The organism is Agrobacterium sp. 22-226-1 (assembly GCF_053522345.1).
The window spans coordinates 78,880-98,724 of the sequence record NZ_JBNWCP010000009.1 but is presented as its reverse complement, the minus strand read 5'-3'; the positions used below and the strand labels follow the sequence as shown (position 1 = coordinate 98,724).

At 59.8% G+C, this 19,845-nt stretch carries 22 protein-coding genes; 10 read left to right on the top strand and 12 right to left on the bottom strand.

What is annotated here, in order from left to right; translation table 11 throughout:
• Positions 1 to 289: 289 nt before the first annotated feature.
• From ACQZ5K_RS16675 to rsmA, 3 genes are read left to right on the top strand one after another with little or no spacing between them, the layout of a single operon-like run.
• A complete protein-coding gene (locus ACQZ5K_RS16675; protein WP_003520739.1) occupies positions 290 to 1,237 on the top strand; it encodes a SurA N-terminal domain-containing protein in 948 nt (315 codons plus the stop codon).
• Between the two features lie 26 nt (positions 1,238 to 1,263).
• A complete protein-coding gene (pdxA, locus tag ACQZ5K_RS16670) occupies positions 1,264 to 2,286 on the top strand; it encodes a 4-hydroxythreonine-4-phosphate dehydrogenase PdxA (RefSeq protein ID WP_448737561.1) in 1,023 nt (340 codons plus the stop codon).
• Positions 2,286 to 3,119 (top strand): 16S rRNA (adenine(1518)-N(6)/adenine(1519)-N(6))-dimethyltransferase RsmA, encoded by an 834-nt coding sequence (gene rsmA / locus ACQZ5K_RS16665; protein WP_448740890.1) that lies wholly within the window; start codon positions 2,286 to 2,288, stop codon positions 3,117 to 3,119. Before pdxA ends, rsmA begins: the two co-directional genes overlap by 1 nt.
• 16 nt (positions 3,120 to 3,135) lie before the next feature.
• Here the strand turns inward: rsmA and vapC are convergent, their stop codons facing one another.
• The 9 genes from vapC to fabD all read right to left on the bottom strand — a co-directional run bounded on the left by vapC (position 3,136) and on the right by fabD (position 10,897).
• Positions 3,136 to 3,534, bottom strand: a complete 399-nt coding sequence (gene vapC, locus ACQZ5K_RS16660) for a type II toxin-antitoxin system tRNA(fMet)-specific endonuclease VapC (RefSeq protein ID WP_448740889.1) — start codon at positions 3,532 to 3,534, stop codon at positions 3,136 to 3,138.
• The gene (gene vapB / locus ACQZ5K_RS16655) at positions 3,534 to 3,767 is read right to left on the bottom strand and encodes a type II toxin-antitoxin system VapB family antitoxin (protein ID WP_448740888.1); all 234 of its coding nucleotides are present in this window, start codon (positions 3,765 to 3,767) and stop codon (positions 3,534 to 3,536) included. Before vapB ends, vapC begins: the two co-directional genes overlap by 1 nt.
• Positions 3,768 to 3,860: 93 nt before the next feature.
• The gene (gene gmk / locus ACQZ5K_RS16650) at positions 3,861 to 4,523 is read right to left on the bottom strand and encodes a guanylate kinase (protein WP_080817281.1); all 663 of its coding nucleotides are present in this window, start codon (positions 4,521 to 4,523) and stop codon (positions 3,861 to 3,863) included.
• A 5-nt stretch (positions 4,524 to 4,528) separates the two neighbouring features.
• Complete coding sequence (locus tag ACQZ5K_RS16645) at positions 4,529 to 5,416, bottom strand: YicC/YloC family endoribonuclease (protein WP_125145877.1); 888 nt, start codon at positions 5,414 to 5,416, stop codon at positions 4,529 to 4,531.
• A 67-nt stretch (positions 5,417 to 5,483) separates the two neighbouring features.
• The gene (gene mltG / locus ACQZ5K_RS16640; protein ID WP_448740887.1) at positions 5,484 to 6,704 is read right to left on the bottom strand and encodes an endolytic transglycosylase MltG; all 1,221 of its coding nucleotides are present in this window, start codon (positions 6,702 to 6,704) and stop codon (positions 5,484 to 5,486) included.
• Positions 6,705 to 7,033: 329 nt separating this feature from the next.
• Complete coding sequence (gene fabF, locus ACQZ5K_RS16635; RefSeq protein WP_448740886.1) at positions 7,034 to 8,296, bottom strand: beta-ketoacyl-ACP synthase II; 1,263 nt, start codon at positions 8,294 to 8,296, stop codon at positions 7,034 to 7,036.
• A 249-nt stretch (positions 8,297 to 8,545) separates the two neighbouring features.
• The gene (locus ACQZ5K_RS16630; RefSeq protein WP_003502080.1) at positions 8,546 to 8,782 is read right to left on the bottom strand and encodes an acyl carrier protein; all 237 of its coding nucleotides are present in this window, start codon (positions 8,780 to 8,782) and stop codon (positions 8,546 to 8,548) included.
• 349 nt (positions 8,783 to 9,131) lie between these two features.
• Entirely contained in the window at positions 9,132 to 9,869 is a 738-nt protein-coding gene (gene fabG / locus ACQZ5K_RS16625) for a 3-oxoacyl-[acyl-carrier-protein] reductase (protein ID WP_003520726.1), read from the bottom strand.
• Between the two features lie 83 nt (positions 9,870 to 9,952).
• A complete protein-coding gene (gene fabD / locus ACQZ5K_RS16620; RefSeq protein ID WP_448740885.1) occupies positions 9,953 to 10,897 on the bottom strand; it encodes an ACP S-malonyltransferase in 945 nt (314 codons plus the stop codon).
• A 224-nt stretch (positions 10,898 to 11,121) separates the two neighbouring features.
• Between fabD and ACQZ5K_RS16615 the strand changes: the two genes are divergently transcribed.
• From ACQZ5K_RS16615 to rplI, 7 genes are all read left to right on the top strand, one after another.
• A complete protein-coding gene (locus tag ACQZ5K_RS16615; RefSeq protein ID WP_080817284.1) occupies positions 11,122 to 12,165 on the top strand; it encodes an aldo/keto reductase in 1,044 nt (347 codons plus the stop codon).
• A gap of 136 nt (positions 12,166 to 12,301) precedes the next feature.
• Positions 12,302 to 12,628 carry a hypothetical protein gene (locus ACQZ5K_RS16610; protein ID WP_448740884.1) on the top strand — a complete coding sequence of 109 codons (327 nt, stop codon included), beginning with the start codon at positions 12,302 to 12,304 and terminating at the stop codon, positions 12,626 to 12,628.
• A 12-nt stretch (positions 12,629 to 12,640) separates the two neighbouring features.
• Complete coding sequence (locus ACQZ5K_RS16605; protein ID WP_065654090.1) at positions 12,641 to 13,204, top strand: hypothetical protein; 564 nt, start codon at positions 12,641 to 12,643, stop codon at positions 13,202 to 13,204.
• A 342-nt stretch (positions 13,205 to 13,546) separates the two neighbouring features.
• Positions 13,547 to 14,008, top strand: a complete 462-nt coding sequence (rpsF, locus tag ACQZ5K_RS16600; RefSeq protein ID WP_003520723.1) for a 30S ribosomal protein S6 — start codon at positions 13,547 to 13,549, stop codon at positions 14,006 to 14,008.
• 16 nt (positions 14,009 to 14,024) lie between these two features.
• The gene (rpsR, locus tag ACQZ5K_RS16595; RefSeq protein WP_003502063.1) at positions 14,025 to 14,273 is read left to right on the top strand and encodes a 30S ribosomal protein S18; all 249 of its coding nucleotides are present in this window, start codon (positions 14,025 to 14,027) and stop codon (positions 14,271 to 14,273) included.
• Between the two features lie 145 nt (positions 14,274 to 14,418).
• A complete protein-coding gene (locus ACQZ5K_RS16590; protein ID WP_080852341.1) occupies positions 14,419 to 15,393 on the top strand; it encodes a DUF2232 domain-containing protein in 975 nt (324 codons plus the stop codon).
• A gap of 14 nt (positions 15,394 to 15,407) precedes the next feature.
• A complete protein-coding gene (gene rplI, locus ACQZ5K_RS16585) occupies positions 15,408 to 15,983 on the top strand; it encodes a 50S ribosomal protein L9 (RefSeq protein WP_035261991.1) in 576 nt (191 codons plus the stop codon).
• Positions 15,984 to 16,249: 266 nt separating this feature from the next.
• Here the strand turns inward: rplI and ACQZ5K_RS16580 are convergent, their stop codons facing one another.
• Genes ACQZ5K_RS16580 through ACQZ5K_RS16570 form a run of 3 tightly spaced genes read right to left on the bottom strand, consistent with a single transcriptional unit; the run spans position 16,250 to position 19,534 of the window.
• Positions 16,250 to 17,317 (bottom strand): HlyD family secretion protein, encoded by a 1,068-nt coding sequence (locus tag ACQZ5K_RS16580; RefSeq protein ID WP_448740883.1) that lies wholly within the window; start codon positions 17,315 to 17,317, stop codon positions 16,250 to 16,252.
• A gap of 19 nt (positions 17,318 to 17,336) precedes the next feature.
• Positions 17,337 to 19,082: an MFS transporter gene (locus tag ACQZ5K_RS16575; RefSeq protein WP_448740882.1), complete on the bottom strand. Its 1,746-nt coding sequence runs from the start codon at positions 19,080 to 19,082 to the stop codon at positions 17,337 to 17,339.
• Positions 19,079 to 19,534, bottom strand: a complete 456-nt coding sequence (locus ACQZ5K_RS16570) for a MarR family winged helix-turn-helix transcriptional regulator (RefSeq protein WP_080852347.1) — start codon at positions 19,532 to 19,534, stop codon at positions 19,079 to 19,081. Before ACQZ5K_RS16570 ends, ACQZ5K_RS16575 begins: the two co-directional genes overlap by 4 nt.
• Positions 19,535 to 19,845 lie beyond the last annotated feature (311 nt).

Sequence of the window (19,845 nt, the reverse complement as noted above, 5' to 3'; positions counted from 1 at the left end):
GCAGGTTACGCAGCATCGTGACCTGCCTTTTTACCATTTGGCCAGTAAAGCCACGGTTTCGCCGCAACAACACGCCAATGTCGGCCGCACATGGAACCTATCGGGTTTTCTTTCAACAAACCGACACATTGCCGTCTTGCGGATCGCGATGATATATACGTGGCAAATTCGCGGTGCGGATGCACAGGTGCAGGTCTGAAAAGCGGGGGAGTTCAATATTTCCCTCATCAGGCAGAACAGATTGGCGGGACAGGGCAACAGGACCCTGCCCGACGAAAGGGAGAAGGATATGATGAATTTCGGAAAGACGGCTTTGCGTGGCGCTGCTTTCGCCTTTGCGATATTCGCCGTTCCCATGGCCGTTGTGCCCTATGCCGGCCAGGCCTTCGCCGATAGCACCGTGAAGATCGTCGTCAACAAGACCCCCATCACCAATGACGATATCGCCAAGCGCGTCGCCTTCCTCAAGCTGCAGCGCCAGTCCGGCAATCTCAATGAAAAGGCGCGCGAGCAGCTTGTCGATGAAGCGCTGAAGCGCGAGGAAATCGGCCGCGTCAAGATGTCGGTCAGCACCGACGATGTCGATGCGGCCTTCGCACGCTTTGCCGGCAACAACAAGATGACCCCGCAGCAATTGACGAAGGTGCTTGCGCAGGCGGGTGTTGGAGCCGACCATTTCAAGGCCTTCATCGCCGTTCAGATGAGCTGGCCGCGCCTCGTCAACGCCCGTTATGGCGCACGCGGCAAGATGTCGACGCAGGATCTCGTTACCCGCCTGAAGGAACGCGGCGACAAGCCCGTCACCACGGAATATTTCCTGCAGCAGGTCATCTTCGTTATCCCGGAATCGAAACGCAACGCCATTACCGGCAAGCGCAAGGCCGAGGCTGAGGCCTCGCGCAAGCGTTACCCCGGCTGCGACCAGGCCATGAGCTTCGCCGCGACCATGCGTGATGTGGCGATCAAGGACCTTGGCCGCATTCTGGCGCCGGAGCTGCCGGAAGACTGGAAGGCGCTGGTGGAGAAGACCAAGGAAGGCGGCACCACCGGCACCCGCGTCACCGAAAAGGGCGTCGAATATCTGGCCATCTGCAAGCAGCGCCAGGTTTCTGACGACTATGCGGCGGAAATGGTGTTCAAGTCCGAAGACCTGATGAAGGCCAAGGACGGCGAAAACCCGAACGAAAAGAAATATATGGATGAGCTGCGCAAGAAGGCGCAGATCGTCAACACCTGATATTGATACGAGAGCCGGGTCTTTCCGTGACATATGCATCCCTGCCGCTTGCCCTGACACAGGGAGATCCAGCCGGTATCGGCCCCGACATCGCCATCACCGCCTGGGCTAAGCGCCGGGAGAACGGCGTGCCGCCCTTCATCTTCATCGGCGACCCCGATGTGGTGGCGAGCCGTGCGGCGCTGATCGGCGTGCCGGTCAATATCGAGACCTGCGAAGCGGGTGATGCCGTAGGCCTGTTCGAGCGCGCTTTCCCCATCCTCTCCCTTCCTGTCGGCTTCGAAGTGCAGGCGGGTCAGCCGCATGTCGGCGCGGCGCACGCGACGATCAAGGCCATCGAGACGGCCGTTTCGTTGACGGTCGAGGGCAAGGCTGCGGCCGTCGTCACCAATCCGATCGCGAAATCGGTGCTTTATGAGGCGGGTTTCGGCTTTCCCGGTCACACGGAATTTCTGGCCGATCTCGCCCTGCGCCAGACCGGCGAGCAAGTCCTCCCGGTCATGATGATTGCCGGCCCCAAGGTCCGTGTCGTCCCGGTGACGATCCATATCCCCGTGAAAGACGTGCCGGCCGCTCTCACCGAAGAGCTGATCGTCACGACCTGCCGGATCATCGATGCCGATCTTCGGCAGAAATTCGGCATCGAGGCGCCGCGTCTGGCGGTTGCCGGCCTCAACCCGCACGCGGGTGAAGATGGTGCACTCGGCACCGAGGATCGCGATATCGTCCACCCGGCGACCATGCGGTTGCGGAAGGACGGGATCGATGCTTTCGGCCCCTTGCCCGCCGACACCATGTTCCACGATGCCGCACGCAAGCGTTATGACGTGGCGGTGTGCATGTATCACGATCAGGCGCTCATTCCGGCCAAGGCGCTCGGCTTTGACGATTCCGTCAATGTCACGCTCGGCCTGCCCTTCATCCGCACCTCGCCCGACCATGGCACCGCTTTCGGCATTGCCGGCCAGGGCATAGCCAATGAGGCGAGCCTTGTGGCGGCGCTGAAGATGGCGGCGGACATTTCCCTCCGCAGCCGGGCCAACGCATAATGGCGGCCATCGACGGACTACCGCCGCTGCGCGATGTCATCCAGCGCCACGGGCTCGACGCGAAGAAATCGCTCGGCCAGAACTTCCTGTTCGACCTCAACCTTACCCAGAAGATCGCAAGGACAGCAGGACCGCTAGACGGCGTGACGGTGATAGAGGTCGGCCCCGGTCCCGGCGGCCTCACCCGCGCCATTCTTTCGCTCGGGGCGAAAAAGGTCATCGCCGTCGAACGCGACAGCCGCTGCCTGCCGGCGCTGGCGGAAATCGAAGCGCATTATCCCGGGCGGCTCGAAGTCATCGAGGGCGACGCCCTCAAGACCGATTTCGAGGCTCTGGTTCCCGTCGGCGAGCCGGTGCGGATCATCGCCAACCTGCCCTACAATGTCGGCACGCAATTGCTGGTCAACTGGCTGCTGCCGAAACAATGGCCACCCTTCTGGCTCTCCATGACGCTGATGTTCCAGAAGGAAGTCGGCCAGCGCATCGTGGCCGAAGAAGGCGATAACCATTATGGCCGGCTGGGCGTTCTCGCCGGCTGGCGCACGGTTTCCGAAATGGCCTTCGACGTTCCGCCACAGGCCTTCAGCCCGCCGCCGAAGGTAACCTCCACCGTCGTGCACCTGTTGCCGAAGGACAAGCCGCTGCCCTGCGATGTCACAAAGCTTGAAAAGGTGACGGAAGCCGCCTTCGGCCAGCGCCGCAAGATGCTGCGCCAGAGCGTGAAAAGCCTTGGCGGCGAAACGCTGCTGGAAAAAGCCGGGATCGATCCCACACGGCGAGCGGAGACGCTGTCCGTGGAGGAATTCGTCACTTTGGCGAACGCGCTGGGATAAATGCGAAGCTCTGAGACTATACCCAGTTTTCGGCTCGCAAACCGGGCATCCGGACAAACTCGCGCATATTATTGGTTACGACAATCAGCCCCTCGCTACGGGCATGACCACCAATCTGCATATCATGAACGCCGCACGGCGTTCCAACCTTGGCAAGTTCGGCCCTGATCTGGCCGTAATGTGCGGCGCCTTTGTCGGCGAAAGGCAGAACGTCCAAACGCGCGGTAAAATTTTCAATGGCGTTGATGTTTTCGTGACGCCGGACGGATTTTTCAGCACCATAATAAAGCTCGCCAAGTGTGATGCTCGAAATACACAGTTGATCTGCCAGAGCGTTGAATTTCTCCCGCAGTTCCGGAGGATAAGTCTTCATCACATAGATACATATATTGGTATCGAGCATATATGTGAGCATCAGAAGGACTCGCGCTCATCCAATGCAGGCTCTTCGCGAACGGAAAGAAAATCATCCGTTGCACGAGGGCCAGTCAGAAAAAGGTCGTCCCAGCGCTTTCCCTGCGGCACTATAACACGCGCAAGACCGATTTTCAGAACATCGACCTTATGCACGTCATCAGGAAAAGCCACGGCCTTCGGTAGCCTTACAGCTTGACTGCGATTGCTTATAAAAACCGTTGACGTAGCCATTGTCAGAGCCTCGTATATCCTGCTGGGATATACATAACGTCTAACCGCTTCGATTTCAAGATTTTGGGGTCGGTAGCCAGACGCTACCTCCCATCAGAGCTTCGGCTCTTCCTCGAGCAACGCCCGCACGAAATCGAACATGCCGTGGCGGCGGTCGCGGCGGACGCGTTCGGCCTTCACGATTGCTTCGACGGCCTCGAAGGCGGCCTGCAGGTCGTCATTGAGGATGACATAGTCATAGTCGCGCCAATGCTCGATCTCGGCACGGGAATTGAGGAGCCGGGTCTTGATGACCTCTTCGGTGTCTTCGGCGCGGCGATGCAGGCGCGATTGAAGTTCAGTCATGGTCGGCGGCAGGATGAAGATCGAAACGACGTCCGCCTTCATCTTGTCCTGAAGCTGCTCGGCGCCCTGCCAGTCGATATCGAACAGCATGTCGCGGCCGGCAGCCATGGCATCTTCCACCGGCCCACGCGGGGTGCCGTAAAAATTGCCGTGAACTTCAGCCCATTCCAGCAGCGCATCGCTATCGCGCAGGCGCTCGAATTCACGCGTGGAAATGAAATGGTAGTGGATGCCGTCAATCTCGCTCTGGCGGCGCGGGCGCGTCGTGACGCTGACGGACAGGCCGATATTCTTGTCCTTGTCGAGCAGGTTGCGCGCAATCGTGGATTTGCCCGCGCCGGATGGCGAAGAAATCACCAGCATCAACCCTCTGCGGGCAATCGTGACGGGAGAATTATTCACGGGGACCATGGGGTCTACTCCAGATTTTGGACCTGCTCGCGGAACTGGTCGATCACCACTTTCAGCTCTATGCCTGCTGCGGTTACCGCACTGGCGTTCGATTTGGAACAGATTGTATTCGACTCGCGGTTAAATTCCTGTGCAAGAAAATCGAGCTTGCGTCCTACCGGCCCGCCATTGGCCAAAAGCTCCCGCGACGCCTGAACATGGGCGTGCAGCCGGTCGATCTCTTCGCGCAGATCCGCCTTGGTGGCGAGCAGCGCCGCCTCGGCATGCAGCCGGTCACGGTCGAGACCATGCAAGCCGTCGCCGATGAGGGCGATCTGCTGGGCGAGCCGTGCCGCGATCTGTTCCGGCTGGCGGGAAGGATCGTTTTCAATGATGTCCGCGAGCTGCTCGATCCGGTTGATATGACCGGACAGGATCGCAAACAGCGACGCCCCTTCCCGTTCGCGCATATCCTTCAGCTTCTCGACGGCGGCAGCGAAGCCGGCAAGCACATCGCCGTTGCGTGCGGCCTGCGCCTCCGCGTCATCTTCCGCCTCGCGAAAATCGACGAGCCCGCGCAGCGTGAGCAGTGTGTCGAAGCTCAGCGGCTTGTCTTCCACGACATCGCCAAGCTCCTTCTTCAGCGCCAGAACCGCCGCCAGAGCATCGCGGTTGATCACCGCCTCCAGCCGGTTTTCCGCAATCGCCAGCGTCAGGCCCGCCTGGATATTGCCGCGGGAAAGATGCTCGCCCGCGATTTCGCGCAGGGCCGTTTCCAGCGCTTCAAGACCGGTCGGCAGACGCAGGCGCACATCGAGCCCCTTGCCGTTCACCGAGCGCAATTCCCACGCCCAGCGGTAACGGCCGGAGGTCCCTTCGCTGCGTGCGAAGCCGGTCATCGATTGCAATGTCATATCTGGAAGCCCCCGTCATGCTGTGCAAAACCGGGCCCGTGCGGATCGCAGGGCCCGGTCAGGATTATCAATTATTGGCCGGCTTTTCCGCCTCGGCCCCGCCCGGCTGGCCATCCACGACAACATCGGGATTGGCGCCGGAGGCCGCCTTTTCGGCCTCTATCTTGCGCCAGCGGCGCACATTGGCGTTATGCTCTTCAAGCGTCTTTGCAAACACATGGCCGCCGGTGCCATCGGCAACGAAATAAAGGTCATCCGTGCGCCATGGATTGGCCACGGCCTCAAGCGCCGCCCGGCCCGGATTGGCGATGGGCGACGGCGGCAGGCCCTTGATGACATAGGTGTTGAACGGCGTCTGCTTCTGCAGGTCCGACTGGTAGATCGGACGGTCCGACGGTTTGCCATCGCCACCGAACAGGCCATAGATGATCGTCGGGTCGGATTGCAGGCGCATGCCCTTCTTCAGACGGTTGTAGAACACCGAAGCGACATGGGCGCGCTCGTCATCCTTGCCGGTTTCCTTCTCGACGATAGAGGCGAGCGTCACGAATTCCTCGATGGTCTTGATTGGAAGGTCCGGATCGCGCCGTTCCCAGATCATGTCGATCAGCTTGTCCTGCGCCGCACTCATCTGGTTGATGATTTCTTCGCGCTTGGTGCCGCGGGTGAAGCGGTAGGTATCGGGGCGCAGGCTGCCTTCCGGCGGCAGGGCTGAGGGCAATTCGCCGTCCAGCACTTCATCCGCCCCAAGGCGCGCGAACATCTGCTTCACGGTCAGGCCTTCCGGCAGCGACACGGAATAAAGGATCGACTTGCCGGACTCCAGCAGCATCATGATATCCTTCATCGATGCGCCGGCCTTGATCTCGTATTCACCGGCCTTCAGCGTCTGGTCCTTTTGCAGGTAGCTGCCGGTCATAAGGCGGAAGACACGGGCGTTGGAGATCACCTCATTACGCTCGAGATTATTGGCGATCTCGATGATGCCGGCGCCGTTGCGCACCGTGAAATGTGTGTTCGTCTGAAGCGGACCGGGCTCCTGGAACGCATCGATCATGTAATAGAAAGCGGCAATGGCCAGCACACAGACGGCAACCGCGAGCGTCATCAGAAAATTCAGAAAGATCACAAGCTGGCCGTGGGCCTTGCGGGAGCGCTTGGGCGGAGCCGGCACTTTCTCCGGCCGCAGTGCTTCCGTCGGGGATTTCGGAATGATCGGGCCGCGATTGCCTTCGCCCGTGCCGTTTTGTCCGTATGGTCCCTGGCTGTTCTGGTTCGTGTCGCTCACCGTCGGTCCTTTTCAGTTCGGCGTTGTCAGCGCTTTTTGCGCAGGTAATGCGGCAAAAACAGGTTCGGAATGTCTTCCTGCACCACATAGAGATATCGTGAAGCCTTGCTATTCCGCTTCACGAACATCGTTTCGGACAAAGCCGATGGAGGAAGCAGCCTGCGGCCGGAAATTACCCCGAACCGGCAAACGCTTCCCATAAACGACTACAATATCGGCGCGAAAACCGGAATGGCCTTCGCAAGCCGCAATGCGTTCTTCAAAGGAAAGAACGTCCTTTGTCAGCACCCGGTGGGAGGGCGCCAGCGGCGGCAGAGCCGCCGCCGCAATTATGCTTCGTAACGACGCAGCACGAGGGAGGCGTTGGTGCCGCCGAAGCCGAAGGAGTTCGAGAGCGCCACGTCGACCTGCCGCTTGCGCGCCTTGTGCGGCACGAGATCGATCTTCGTCTCCACATCGGGATTGTCGAGGTTCAGCGTCGGCGGAACGATGTTGTCGCGGATCGCAAGCGTCGCGAAGATTGCCTCGATAGCGCCCGCCGCACCCAGAAGATGGCCGGTGGCCGACTTGGTGGAGGACATGGAAATTTTCGAAGCCGATTCGCCGACAAGCCGCTCGACCGCGCCAAGCTCGATCGTATCGGCCATGGTCGAGGTGCCATGGGCGTTGATGTAGTCGATATCGTCAGGCGTGAGACCTGCACGCTTCAGCGCCATCGACATGCAGCGATAGGCGCCTTCACCGTCCTCGGACGGTGCGGTGATGTGATAGGCATCGCCCGAAAGACCGTAACCGACGACTTCCGCATAAATCTTCGCACCGCGCGCCTTGGCATGTTCCAGCTCTTCCAGAACGACGATGCCCGCACCTTCACCCATGACGAAACCGTCACGGTCGCGATCATAGGGGCGCGAGGCCTTTTCCGGATTGTCATTGTGCTGGGTGGAGAGCGCCTTGCAGGCGGCGAAGCCGGCAAGCGCGATGCGGCAGACCGGCGATTCGGCGCCACCGGCGACCATGACGTCAGCATCGCCAAGCGCGATCAGACGGGCGGCGTCGCCAATGGCGTGCGCGCCGGTCGAGCAGGCCGTCACCACGGCATGGTTCGGTCCGCGCAGCTTGTGGCGGATGGAAACCTGGCCGGATACGAGGTTGATCAGGCGGCCGGGAATGAAGAATGGAGAAATGCGCCGCGGGCCCTTGTCGCGCAGCGTATAGCCCGCCTCGACAATGCCCTCCAGGCCGCCGATGCCGGAGCCGATCAGAACGCCGGTCGCGATCTGGTCCTCGTCCGTTTCCGGATGCCAGTCCGCGTCGGCAAGCGCCATGTCGGCGGCAGCCATGCCGTACAGGATGAAAGGATCGATCTTGCGCTGTTCCTTGGGTTCCATCCAGTCGTCGGCATTGAAGGTGCCGTTGGAACCATCGCCCACGGGAATACGGCAGGCGATCTTTGCGGGCAAGTCCTCGACTTCGAATTCAGTCACGAGACCGGCGCCGTTCTGGCCGGCCAGCAGCCGCTCCCAGGTCACTTCCGTCCCACATCCAAGAGGAGATACCATGCCGGTACCGGTGATAACGACACGCCTCATCGCCAATGCTCCGCCCTTATCCAAATCATCGGTCTTCATGCAACGCCGGACATCAGGAGATGTTCATCGGATGCTGCAGTATTTCAAATCTCAGCATGACGGTTGTGGGCGCCGTTTCCGGGCCCGTGACCCCATGCATTGCCCGGAACACGCACCGTCGGGGGCATGTTACCGTCTGCCTATAAAACATTGGCCCGGACGAGCCGGGCCAAGGACGGGAGGATATTGCACCTCCCCCATCAAGGTCGATCAGGCCTGGGCCTTCTCGATGAACTTTACGGCGTCGCCGACGGTCAGGATCGAGTCAGCTGCGTCGTCGGGGATTTCAACGCCGAATTCTTCTTCGAAAGCCATGACCAGTTCAACGGTGTCGAGCGAATCAGCGCCCAGATCGTCAATGAAGCTGGCGCCTTCGACAACCTTGTCGGCGTCAACGCCAAGATGATCAATTACAATTTTCTTTACGCGTTCTGCGATATCGCTCATGTCGGTTTCCTCGACCTTTATTTTGAAGGGAATGCCTTGCGGCACCCTGCCCTGTTAGAAGCCCTCATGCGCCGTTCAAATCCGGCACTGCTGGCAAACCCGTTCAACCCGGTCCAAGCTAGACATCGTCACGCAAAATCGCAACGGCTTCCTGTCTCTCCGGGACGACTGTTCACAGTCTTGGCCCGCTTAACATGGTTTCAATCGGTCGAAAAGCCTGAAAACGCGCTAAGCACAGCGTATGACAGGCAATTTCGCCGAAAACCAGCCGGCGGGGCCTTGCGGCGCCAGCTACCCAAGAAGGTGCTTAAACAGCGCCGCAATCCTTTTATGACGGTCACGAGTGCCGTCAGATCATCGCCATGCCGCCATTGACGTGCAGGGTCTGGCCGGTCATGTAGCCCGCCTCGTTGGAGGCGAGGTAAAGAACGGCCGATGCGACCTCAGCACCGGTTCCCATGCGCTTCATGGGAATAGCGCCCATGATGGCGTCTTTCTGCTTGTCGTTCAGCTTGCCGGTCATGGCGCTTTCGATGAAGCCCGGCGCCACGCAGTTGACGGTGACGTTGCGCGTGGCGATTTCCTGGGCCAGCGACTTCGAAAAACCGATCATGCCGGCCTTGGAGGCGCAGTAGTTGGCCTGGCCGGGATTGCCGGTAACGCCGACGATGGAGGTGATGTTGATGATGCGGCCGAAACGGCGGCGCATCATCGGATGCGTCAGCTCGCGCGTCAGGCGGAACATCGCCGTCAGGTTCACTTCGATGACGTTGTCCCAGTCCTCGTCGCTCATGCGCACAAAGAGGCCGTCCTTGGTGATACCGGCATTGTTGACGAGGATATCGACGCCTTCCAGCTCGGCTTCGGCCTTTTCGCCGAGCGCCTTGACCTCGGCGCGGTCGGCAAGGTTCGCCGGGAAAATCTTGACGCGTTCGCCAAGTTCCGCCGCCAGCGCTTCGAGCTTTTCAACGCGGGTGCCGTGCAGGCCAACGGTTGCGCCCTGGCTGTGCAGAAGGCGGGCGATTTCTTCGCCGATGCCGCCGGTCGCGCCGGTTACGAGAGCCTTGCGGCCTGTCAGATCAAACATGTCCTATTCCTTCTTTAGAGCTTCGGACTGAAAATGTTCAGCGCAGTTGCGCCCGATGAATGCGGCAGCCGGAGTATCCCGTCTCAGCCGATGAGGGTGGCAAGAAGCTGGTCGATATCGGCAGCGCCGTTGACGGCAACGCCGTTCACCGTCTTGTCGATGCGGCGGGCAAGGCCCGTCAGCACCTTGCCGGAGCCGATCTCGAAAAGCTGCGTGACATTGTTGGCGGCGAACCATTCCACCGTCTCGCGCCAGCGCACCTGACCCGTCACCTGCTCGACCAGCAGGGCGGCGATCTCATTGGCATCGGAAACGGGGGCGGCGCGCACATTGGCGATAACCGGCACGACCGGGTTGTGCTTTTCGACGGCCGCCAGCGCCTCGCGCATGGCTTCCGCCGCCGGCGCCATCAGCGCGGAGTGGAAGGGGGCGGAAACCGGCAGCATGATGGCGCGCTTGGCGCCCTTTTCGGAAGCGATCGCCGCAGCCTTTTCGACAGCGGCCTTGCCGCCGGAGATGACGAGCTGACCGCCGCCATTGTCGTTGGCGATCTGGCAGACGCCGAGAATGGCCGCCTCTTCGCAAATTGCCGAAACGGCGTCATGCTCCAGCCCGATGATCGCCGCCATGGCGCCCTCGCCCACCGGCACGGCGGCCTGCATGGCGTTGCCGCGGATGCGCAGAAGACGGGCGGTATCGGCAACCGAGAAGGTGCCGGCGGCACAGAGCGCCGAATATTCGCCGAGCGAGTGGCCCGCGACATAAGAAACCGTATCGGACAGTTTGAAACCCCGCGCTTCTAGAACCCGCATGACCGCCATGGACACAGCCATGAGGGCCGGCTGGGCGTTGGCGGTCAGCGTCAGCGTCTCTTCCGGGCCGTTCCACATGATATCGGAAAGCTTCTGGTCGAGCGCCTCGTCGACTTCCTGAAACACGGCGCGCGCTTCCGGATAGGTATCCGCCAGCTCCTTGCCCATGCCGACGGCCTGGCTTCCCTGTCCGGGAAATGTGAATGCAATACCCATGGGATGTCGTCCTTCTTGTCTGGCCTTGCCTTTATTCTTTCGGACTTCCATTCACATTCCCGCCAGCGAAGTCAAGGCTTGAAGCCCCATGGCAGGCCCATGTCAGGGGTTTTGCCGTCCTGTTTTCCCCTTTCTTTTCATCATATTTTTTCTTGCACTGCGGCAATTCCCCATTACTTTCACACCACCTTCCAAACTATCTGGCCAAGCACCGGGACATTTCCATGAAACAGAGACTATTGGGCCGCACGGATATTTCCGTGTCTGAAATCTGCCTCGGCACGATGACGTGGGGCACGCAGAACACCGAAGCCGACGCGCATGCGCAGATGGATTACGCCGTCGAAAACGGTGTCAATTTCTTCGATACGGCAGAACTTTACCCCACCACCCCCGTTTCCGCCGAAACCCAGGGCCGGACGGAAGATTATATCGGCACATGGTTCGAAAAGACCGGCAAGCGCGATCAGGTCGTGCTCGCCACCAAGGTCGCCGGTTCGGGACGCGATTATATTCGCGGCGGCCGCGATATCGACGCCGCCGCCATCCGCGAGGCGGTGGATACCAGCCTCAAGCGCCTGAAGACGGATTACATCGACCTCTACCAGATTCACTGGCCGAACCGCGGCACCTATCATTTCCGCGGCGTCTGGAGCTTCGACGCTTCCGGTCAGGAAAAGCAGCGCACGCTCGCCGAAATCACCGAAAAGCTCGAAACGCTCGGCGAACTGGTGAAGGCCGGCAAGATCCGCGCCATCGGCCTTTCCAACGAGAGCGCCTGGGGCACGCAGAAATATATCGACATCGCCGAGGCCAACGGCCTGCCGCGCGTCGCCACGATCCAGAACGAATATAACCTGCTCTACCGCAGCTTCGATCTCGACATGGCGGAAGTCGCCCATCACGAGGATGTCGGCCTGCTCGCCTATTCGCCGCTGGCGGCGGGTCTTCTGACCGGCAAATACCAGAACGGCGCGCGCCCGGCGGGATCGCGCGGCACCATCAACAGAGACCTCGGCGGCCGCCTGCAGCCGCTCCAGGAAGCGCCGGTCAAGGCCTATCTGGAGCTTGCCGCGCAGCATGGAATCGATCCGGCAAAGCTCGCCATCGCCTTCTGCCTGACACGTCCCTTCATGGCCTCGGCCATCATCGGCGCAACGACGATCGAACAGTTGAAGGTGGATATTGCGGCTGCGGATGTGACGTTGTCGGAAGAGGTACTAAAAGGGATTGCGGCAATCCATCGCCAATATCCGATGGCGATCTGATATCGAGCCTATGAACCATCGCAAGCGCTTCTTTTGGGGCGCTTGCATAATGACGCCATAGACTTTTTCGCGACAATACAATATATCGTTTACTCAAATTAAGCTCAGTAATTTAATAAAGAAATATTTCACATCTATGTTACCATTCTCTGGTTTATTCGGCCGGATCGCTAAAGGTCTTGATAAAAACTCCGAAGCGCTTTTGCTTTTCGGTCTTTCGACAGTGGCTATCACTCTGGTCTACATGAAAGTGAACGAGTGGCTTGCTTGCGGTATGCCCATGGCGCTTTATATCGTGTATATTGTAAGGCAGGAGCGAAGTGAGAAACATGCTGTTGCGATGGCCAAGCACGATCTGGACAAACTTGAAGCGGCCAGAGCTGCAAGCCTTGCGAAAGCATATGGGAAGAAAATGAAACCGCAGGGGCAGATCGCCTCTTCCGTACCAAGGGCAAGAAGATAGGAGGTGGCAACAATGTTCGATTTACAAATGACCGTAGCGCCCCTCGCCGCTTTCCTTGTGGGAATTCTGGTTGCGTGGAGTTACAAGCGCCGGATCGCCCAGCATAGGGAACGGCTCCGCGATCTTCAGGAAACACGTAAGGCAATGCTCTCGCATTACGACGCGATGGACAGAATTATTGCCCACGAGGCCGTACCCGAAAAAATAAAGCGGTCGATGATTTCTGTCACGAATGCGCTGAATGATCGCGAGCTCGCGATAAAAATGTGCGCACTTCTGACCACCAAGCCTCGGTCTACCAAGAGCAGCGGGTTCGAAGACGCCGTCTCCAAACTGCGTATCGAACGGCCGGACGTCATGGACGATATTGAAACAGCCATGAGTTCAGCACTTTTCATCGTCATGCTGCGCTGGCCGGAAACATCGAAACAGTTCAAACAGTTCGTTGTATCGTCAATGGTCAGTGAGCACAGGGAAGCAACGGTATTCAACCGGGTCGCCGAAATCGTTCGCACCAATACGACGCGACAACGGCTTGGGAACGATCCGATCGAATCAGACGGCGCATACGCCTGATAGAAACGATGCAGGCCGCACGGCAAATCCTTCGCTGCCGCGCGGCTTTCCAGTCTCAAACTTCCCCCTATGGGCAAAGGCCCTTGCATTCCGGGCAAAACTGCGTATAAGCGCGCTGTTCACAACACCCGGTCCAATTGGCTGGTGGCTGAACGGAGGGCTGGTTCCGGTAACGGAACAGCAGGAACCATAAGGTTTTTCCGGCCTCCCGTGTCTCCGCTCTCGACCGTCTCGAACAACGCTTTTCTTGCTTCAAGGCCTTACCGCCTTACCCAAGAGCAGTCGTTGAGGCTTAGCGCCGTTGCCGGGTGAAGGACGAAACGCAAGAAAGGCAAAGCTTAAATGGCTCTTTACGAACACATCTTCCTTGCCCGGCAGGATATTTCTGCCCAGCAGGTCGACGCACTTGTCGAGCAGTACAAGGGCGTTATCGAATCGTTCGGCGGTAAAGTCGGACGCATCGAGAACTGGGGTCTGAAGTCCCTCACCTACCGCATCAAGAAGAACCGCAAGGCTCACTACGCTCTCATGGACATCGACGCTCCGGCGGCCGCCATCCATGAAGTCGAGCGCCAGATGCGCATCAACGAAGACGTTCTTCGCTACATGACCATCGCCGTCGAAGCCCACGAAGAAGGCCCGTCCGCGATGATGCAGAAGCGCGACCGTGACGACCGTCCGCGCCGCGATGGCGACCGTCCGGACCGTGGCCCGCGTGAAGATCGTGGCCCGCGCGCACCGCGCGAAGGTGGCTTCGGCGACCGCGAAGACCGTCCGCGCCGTCCGCGCGAAGACCGTGCATAAGAAGGAGTTTTGACCAATGGCTGACGCATCCTCTTCCCAGGCACGCCGCCCGTTCCACCGCCGTCGCAAGACGTGCCCCTTCTCCGGCGCAAACGCTCCGAAGATCGACTACAAGGACGTACGTCTGCTGCAGCGCTACATTTCCGAGCGCGGCAAGATCGTTCCGTCCCGCATCACGGCCGTTTCCCAGAAGAAGCAGCGCGAACTCGCCCAGGCGATCAAGCGCGCCCGTTTCCTCGGCCTGCTGCCCTACGTCGTAGCGTAATACACTAAACGAAGACCCTCTGGTCCCAAACCAGAGGGTCCTCATCCTTCCGCGTTGGGCGCGGATCGATACCATAAAACCCATGTTGGGGATGAGGCTCCACGGAGCGATCCTCTAACTGCTTTCGTTTCAGCAGGACAGCGAAGTGCAAAAGTTGAACCAGACAGTGCTGATCACCGGCGTTCTCGCCGGCATATGCGCCGCGTTTTTGACGCTTGGCGCAACGGCACAGTCGTCCTTTTCCTTCCTGCTCTATGCCGGTTCCGCCATGCCGATCCTGATCGCAGGCATGGGCTGGGGCAATCGCGCCGCCATCGTCGCAATCATCACCACGGCCATCATCGGCGCGCTTGTCATGTCGCCGCTGTTTGCGCTGACCATCGCGATCTTCACGCTGATCCCGGCGGGCTGGCTTTCGCATCTCGCCAATCTGGCGCGCCCGGCTTCCGAACTCGGCGGCCCGGACGATCTTCTCGCCTGGTATCCGCTCTCCGGCATCGTCCTGCACCTGTGCATTCTGGTCTCCATCGCCGTCGTCATTCTCGGCTGGATGATCGGTTACGGTCCCGATCTGGTCGCCCGCATGGTCGATATCATGATGACCTCGGTGCAGAACCGTGAGCCGCTGTTCGAACCCAATGCCGAGGCGCTCGCCCAGACGAAATCGCTGCTGGTGCTGATGCTGCCGATCGTGCAGGGCGGCCTGTGGGTCATCCTTTTGTTTGCGGCCTATTATTTCGCGACCCGGCTGGTCGGCTCCTTCGGCAAGGGCCTTCGCCCGCGCGAGGACATCGCTTCCGCGCTGCGCATGCACCGCAACGCCATCTTCATTTTTCTGGCCGGCATCGTCGCCATGTTCCTCGGCGGCGTCGCGGCCATGGTCGGCGCGGTCATCTGCGGCACCTTCGGCGCGGGCTTCCTGATGGCGGGTTACGCCTCGCTGCACAAACGCGCCCGCGGCAAGGACTGGCGGCTGCCGGTTCTCATTCTCGCATATCTCTCGGCGGTCTTTGTCTTTCCGCTGTTCATCATTCTCGTGTTCGGCCTGAGCGACGTGCGCAGCACGATCTCTCTTACTCCGACGCGGAAAACCGACAATACGAACGAAACCAAACCATAGAAAGGATCAAGAAGATGGACGTCATTCTTCTCGAACGCATCAACAAGCTCGGCCAGATGGGCGAAACCGTAAAGGTTCGCGACGGCTACGCCCGTAACTTCCTGCTGCCGCAGGGCAAGGCGCTGCGCGCCAACGCTGCCAACAAGGCACGTTTCGAAACCGAGCGCGCAACGCTCGAAGCCCGTAACCTCGAGCGCAAGTCGGAAGCCCAGAAGGTTGCCGAGGCTCTCGAAGGCAAGTCCTTCATCGTCGTCCGTTCGGCTGGCGAAACCGGCCAGCTCTACGGCTCTGTCGCTGCTCGCGACGTCGTTGAAATCCTGGCTGCCGAAGGCTTCAACATCGGCCGCAACCAGGTTGAACTGAACACGCCGATCAAGACCATCGGCCTGCACAACGTCACCCTTCACCTGCATGCCGAAGTCGAGCTGCAGGTTGAGCTGAACGTTGCCCGTTCGGCTGAAGAAGCAGAGCGTCAGGCCAAGGGCGAAAGCCTCACCTCCGCTGACGCCATCTACGGCGTTGACGAAGACGCACTGCGTCCGGAAGACTTCTTCGATCCGGAAGCCGATCGCGACGGCGACGACGAATAAGATTTGGCTTAAAGGTCAAAGGAAAACCCCGGATGGAGACATCCGGGGTTTTTTGGTTTTCGGTTAGGTCGAATGTGTGGAGGGATACCCCCCTCTGTCCTGCCGGACATCTCCCCCACAAGGAGGGAGATCAGCAGGGCGATCCCACATCGCTACAGCCGCAACGTTGAGGTTGTCGAGCGCAAGCCACGATTCGATCTCCCCCCTTGTGGGGGAGATGTCCGGCAGGACAGAGGGGGGTGTCCCGCAGCAAATTCGGCGTAATACTACCTCGCCGCCGTCTCCGCCCCCTCCGGCGCCACGCTCTTGTCCACATGCACCACCACCGACATGCCCGGCGACAGATCCGCGGCCAGCGGCTGATCGGCATCAATGGCGATACGCACGCCGAGGCGCTGGGCGATCTTCACGAAATTGCCCGTCGCATTGTCCGGCTTGATGACGGCGAATTCCGAGCCGGTGGCGGGCGAGAACCGTTCCACATGGCCGGTAAGCTTGCGGCGATGCAGCGCATCCACGGCGATCGTCACCGGCTGGCCGACCTGCATGCCCGCAAGCTGGGTTTCCTTGAAATTGGCGATGACCCAGACATCATGCGGCACGACGGCCATCAGTTGCGTTCCGGCGGTGACATATTGGCCGGTGCGGACGCCGACTTCGCCGAGCCTGCCATCCACGGGCGCGTGGATTTCGGTATTGGCAAGGTCGATCCGGGCAAGTTCGACCGCCGCTTCAGCATTGGCGACGGCCGCCTGCAGCGAACTGCGGTTGACGATGATGGTTTGCAGATCCTGCCGCGAAACCTCAAGCGCCGCCTTGGCCTGCGAGAGCGACGCCCGCGCCTTTTCGAGCGCGGCATGGGCCTCTTCCTGGAGGCTGGAGGTTCCCACACCGCTCTTGATGAGGTTATCCTGACGGTCGGATGCGAGCTGCGCCTGTTTCAACGAGGCCTGCGCGCTGTCGACCGCCGCCTGGCTGGAAAGAATATTGGCATTGGCCGCATTTTCCTGCTGGCGGGAATTATCGAGAGCCGCCTTCTGCGTATCGAGCGTTGCTTCCGCCTGCGCCTGCTTCTGGCGGTAGATGCGGTCATCGATCTTCGCCAGAAGCGCGCCTTGGCTGACCTCCTGATAATCCTTCACCGGCACGTCCACCACATAGCCGCTCACCTGCGGGCTCATCGTCGTGACATAACCACGCACGAAGGCGTTGTCGGTCATTTCGACGGTGGAAAGGAACGGCGGCAGCCGCCAGGCGTAAAGCACCAGCGCCACGCCGGCGAGACCGCCGAGCAGCACGAGAATGGAAACGGGGGTAAAAAACTTCTTCAGCATTTTGTCACTCTTGGAATGGTCAAGACTGTGGTGCCGGTACGGCATCGATTTCTTCCCGGAAAAGGAAAGGACGGATGCGCAGCCATGCAAGGTGGATCAAAAGCGTGGCCAGCGCCAGCGCAGAGACGACGGAGATCAGCAGGAACGTATCGTTATAGGCAAGCACATAGGCCTCCTTGCTGACCTGCTGGCCAAGCAGCGACAGCCCCTCGGCCTTCAGCAATGCCGGATCGGTGATGACATGGCTGTAAGCGCCGGAAAGCTGCGAGACGCGCTGGGCGACCACGGGATTGGTGAGCAGGATATTTTCCACCAGAATATTGGAGTGGAATTTCTCCCGCAGCGTCACGAAACTGCCGAGCAGGCCGGTCATCAGCATCGATCCGGTGATCTGCGTAAACAGGAAGATTGTGATGAAATTCACGAGATAGGGCGCACCCCGGGCCAGAGCGGCGGCAAAACCCTTGGCCATGACGGGCGGCAGGAACATGGCCGCGCCAAAGGCGATCATCATCTGGCTGAGATACATCTCACCCGGCCGCGTTAGATTGTTGGACTGGCTATCCATGAACGAACCGGCGGCGATCAGCGCCAGCGCAATCACGTGGGCAGTATCGACGTATTTCGTGAGCATCAGCCACGCACAGGCCGCACCGCCGAGAATAGTCGCCAACAGCACAAGTGCATAAAGTGTCGTCGTCTGTTCGTTCAGCAGGCCGAGTTGCTGGTAAAAGCTGACCGCCGTTGAAGATTGCTCGGAGGAAACCGCACGGTAGACGAGCAAGACCGCAATAATGTGCAGGTTGGTTTTCGAGAAAATCCAGCGCAGGTCGAGCAGCGGGTTCTTGCGCGGCAATTCGATGAAAGCCATGAGGGTCAGAAGTGCGATCGACGTCGCCAGAAGAACGCCCAGCCACCAGGTTTCGAACCACCAGTAGAACCGGCCGAGCGTGAGCATGACCGCCAGACAGCCGAGACCACCTGCAAACAGAAGATAGCTCAGAATATCCATGCGCTCGATAACTTTCGCGCGCGGTGGTGGGGTGACTTTCAGCACATAGATCATGGCGAAAGCGACCAGCGCGAATCCCACTTCCATGGAATAGAGCGCATTCCAGCCGTCGATTTCCAAGAGGGATGGCGAGACGATGCGCGCGAGCGGCGCCGACAGCAAAGTGCCGGTCAGCGCTATGCTGAAACCGAGCGAGAATTTCCGCGCAGGCGGAAAGGCCTCCAGAATATAGAGAAAGCCGAGCGACGAGATCGGTGCGGCGGCCATGCCACTGACAAAACGGATAACGATTGCCGAATGCAGGTCTGTCACGAAAAGGTTGAGACAGGAAGCGACGACAAACACGATAATCGAAACTTCGGCAAAGGGCCGCAGGCCATATTGCGCCCGGACCTTGAACAGCGCGATGGAAAAGGTGGCATAGGGCGCCATATAGGCGGCGGAGAGCCAGGCGACCTCGGCCACGGTGGCGGAAAACTCGCCCTGCAACTGGTAGATATTGGCCATGACGAGGTTCATGCCCAGACCCTGGGTAATGAAGAACGACAGGCCCGCGAAGATGAAGCACAGCCGCAGCCATAGCGGCCGCTCGACCGGCTGAGGTGCGGCGGCGGCAGGCTCTGGCCCGGTTTCACCCGCGCCCGAAGCCCTCATCGGCGTCACAACCTCTTCCGGAAGGTCGGCGGGCTTGGAGACCGCCTCAGCATTTCGGGCAGCGGCCTCATCTGCGGTTTGTGGCACAGGGGTACTCACGACTGCACCCTCCCCGCCGCCAGATTTTGCAGATTGGCCGAAAGCCGGCGCATGACATCGAGCGCCATGGCCAGTTCCTGCGAAGAAATATCGGCGGCAATCTCGGAGCGCAGCGACTTCGCCATCGCCTGCACCGTCTCGGAGGTTTTCTCCCCTTCCGCCGTCATGTGGATGCGTTTGGCGCGGCGGTCGTTCTCATCGGAACGGCGTTCAATGAGGTTCTGTTTCTCCATGCCATCCAGCACCCGCACCAGCGTCGGCGTTTCGATTTCCATTTCCTCGGCAAGCTCCGTCTGCGTCAGCGGTCCACGACGCGAGAGTGCAAAGAGCGCGCGCGCGCGCGCAAGCGTCAGCCCGCTCTCCCCCACCCGCGCATCGAAAAACGCGCGCAGTTTGCGGGTGAAAGCGGAGACTTCATCCAGAAGCTGTTCCTTGTCGGTCTCGCGGGACATGTCAGCAAGCCTTATAATTAGCACACTACTTATTTTCTGCCTATTTATTCGTAAGACTGACGATTTTCAAGTTTCTTTCACGCCGGGTCTGCCATGCGATAAACTCATGGCAGCGAATCACCTTGCCGGAAGGATCCGGCGCCTTGTCCCCAACCCGCCTGTGGATTGCTGGGGACAACTGAAGAAGTGATCGAGCTTCGCAGAGCGGACGTCAGCCTGCCATAGAGTGTTGCAACATTATCATTGACTGCCATGCCCCAGAAAGCCAAACCCGAGGTTCAAGGACAAAGGCAAAGGGAGATCGCGCAAAC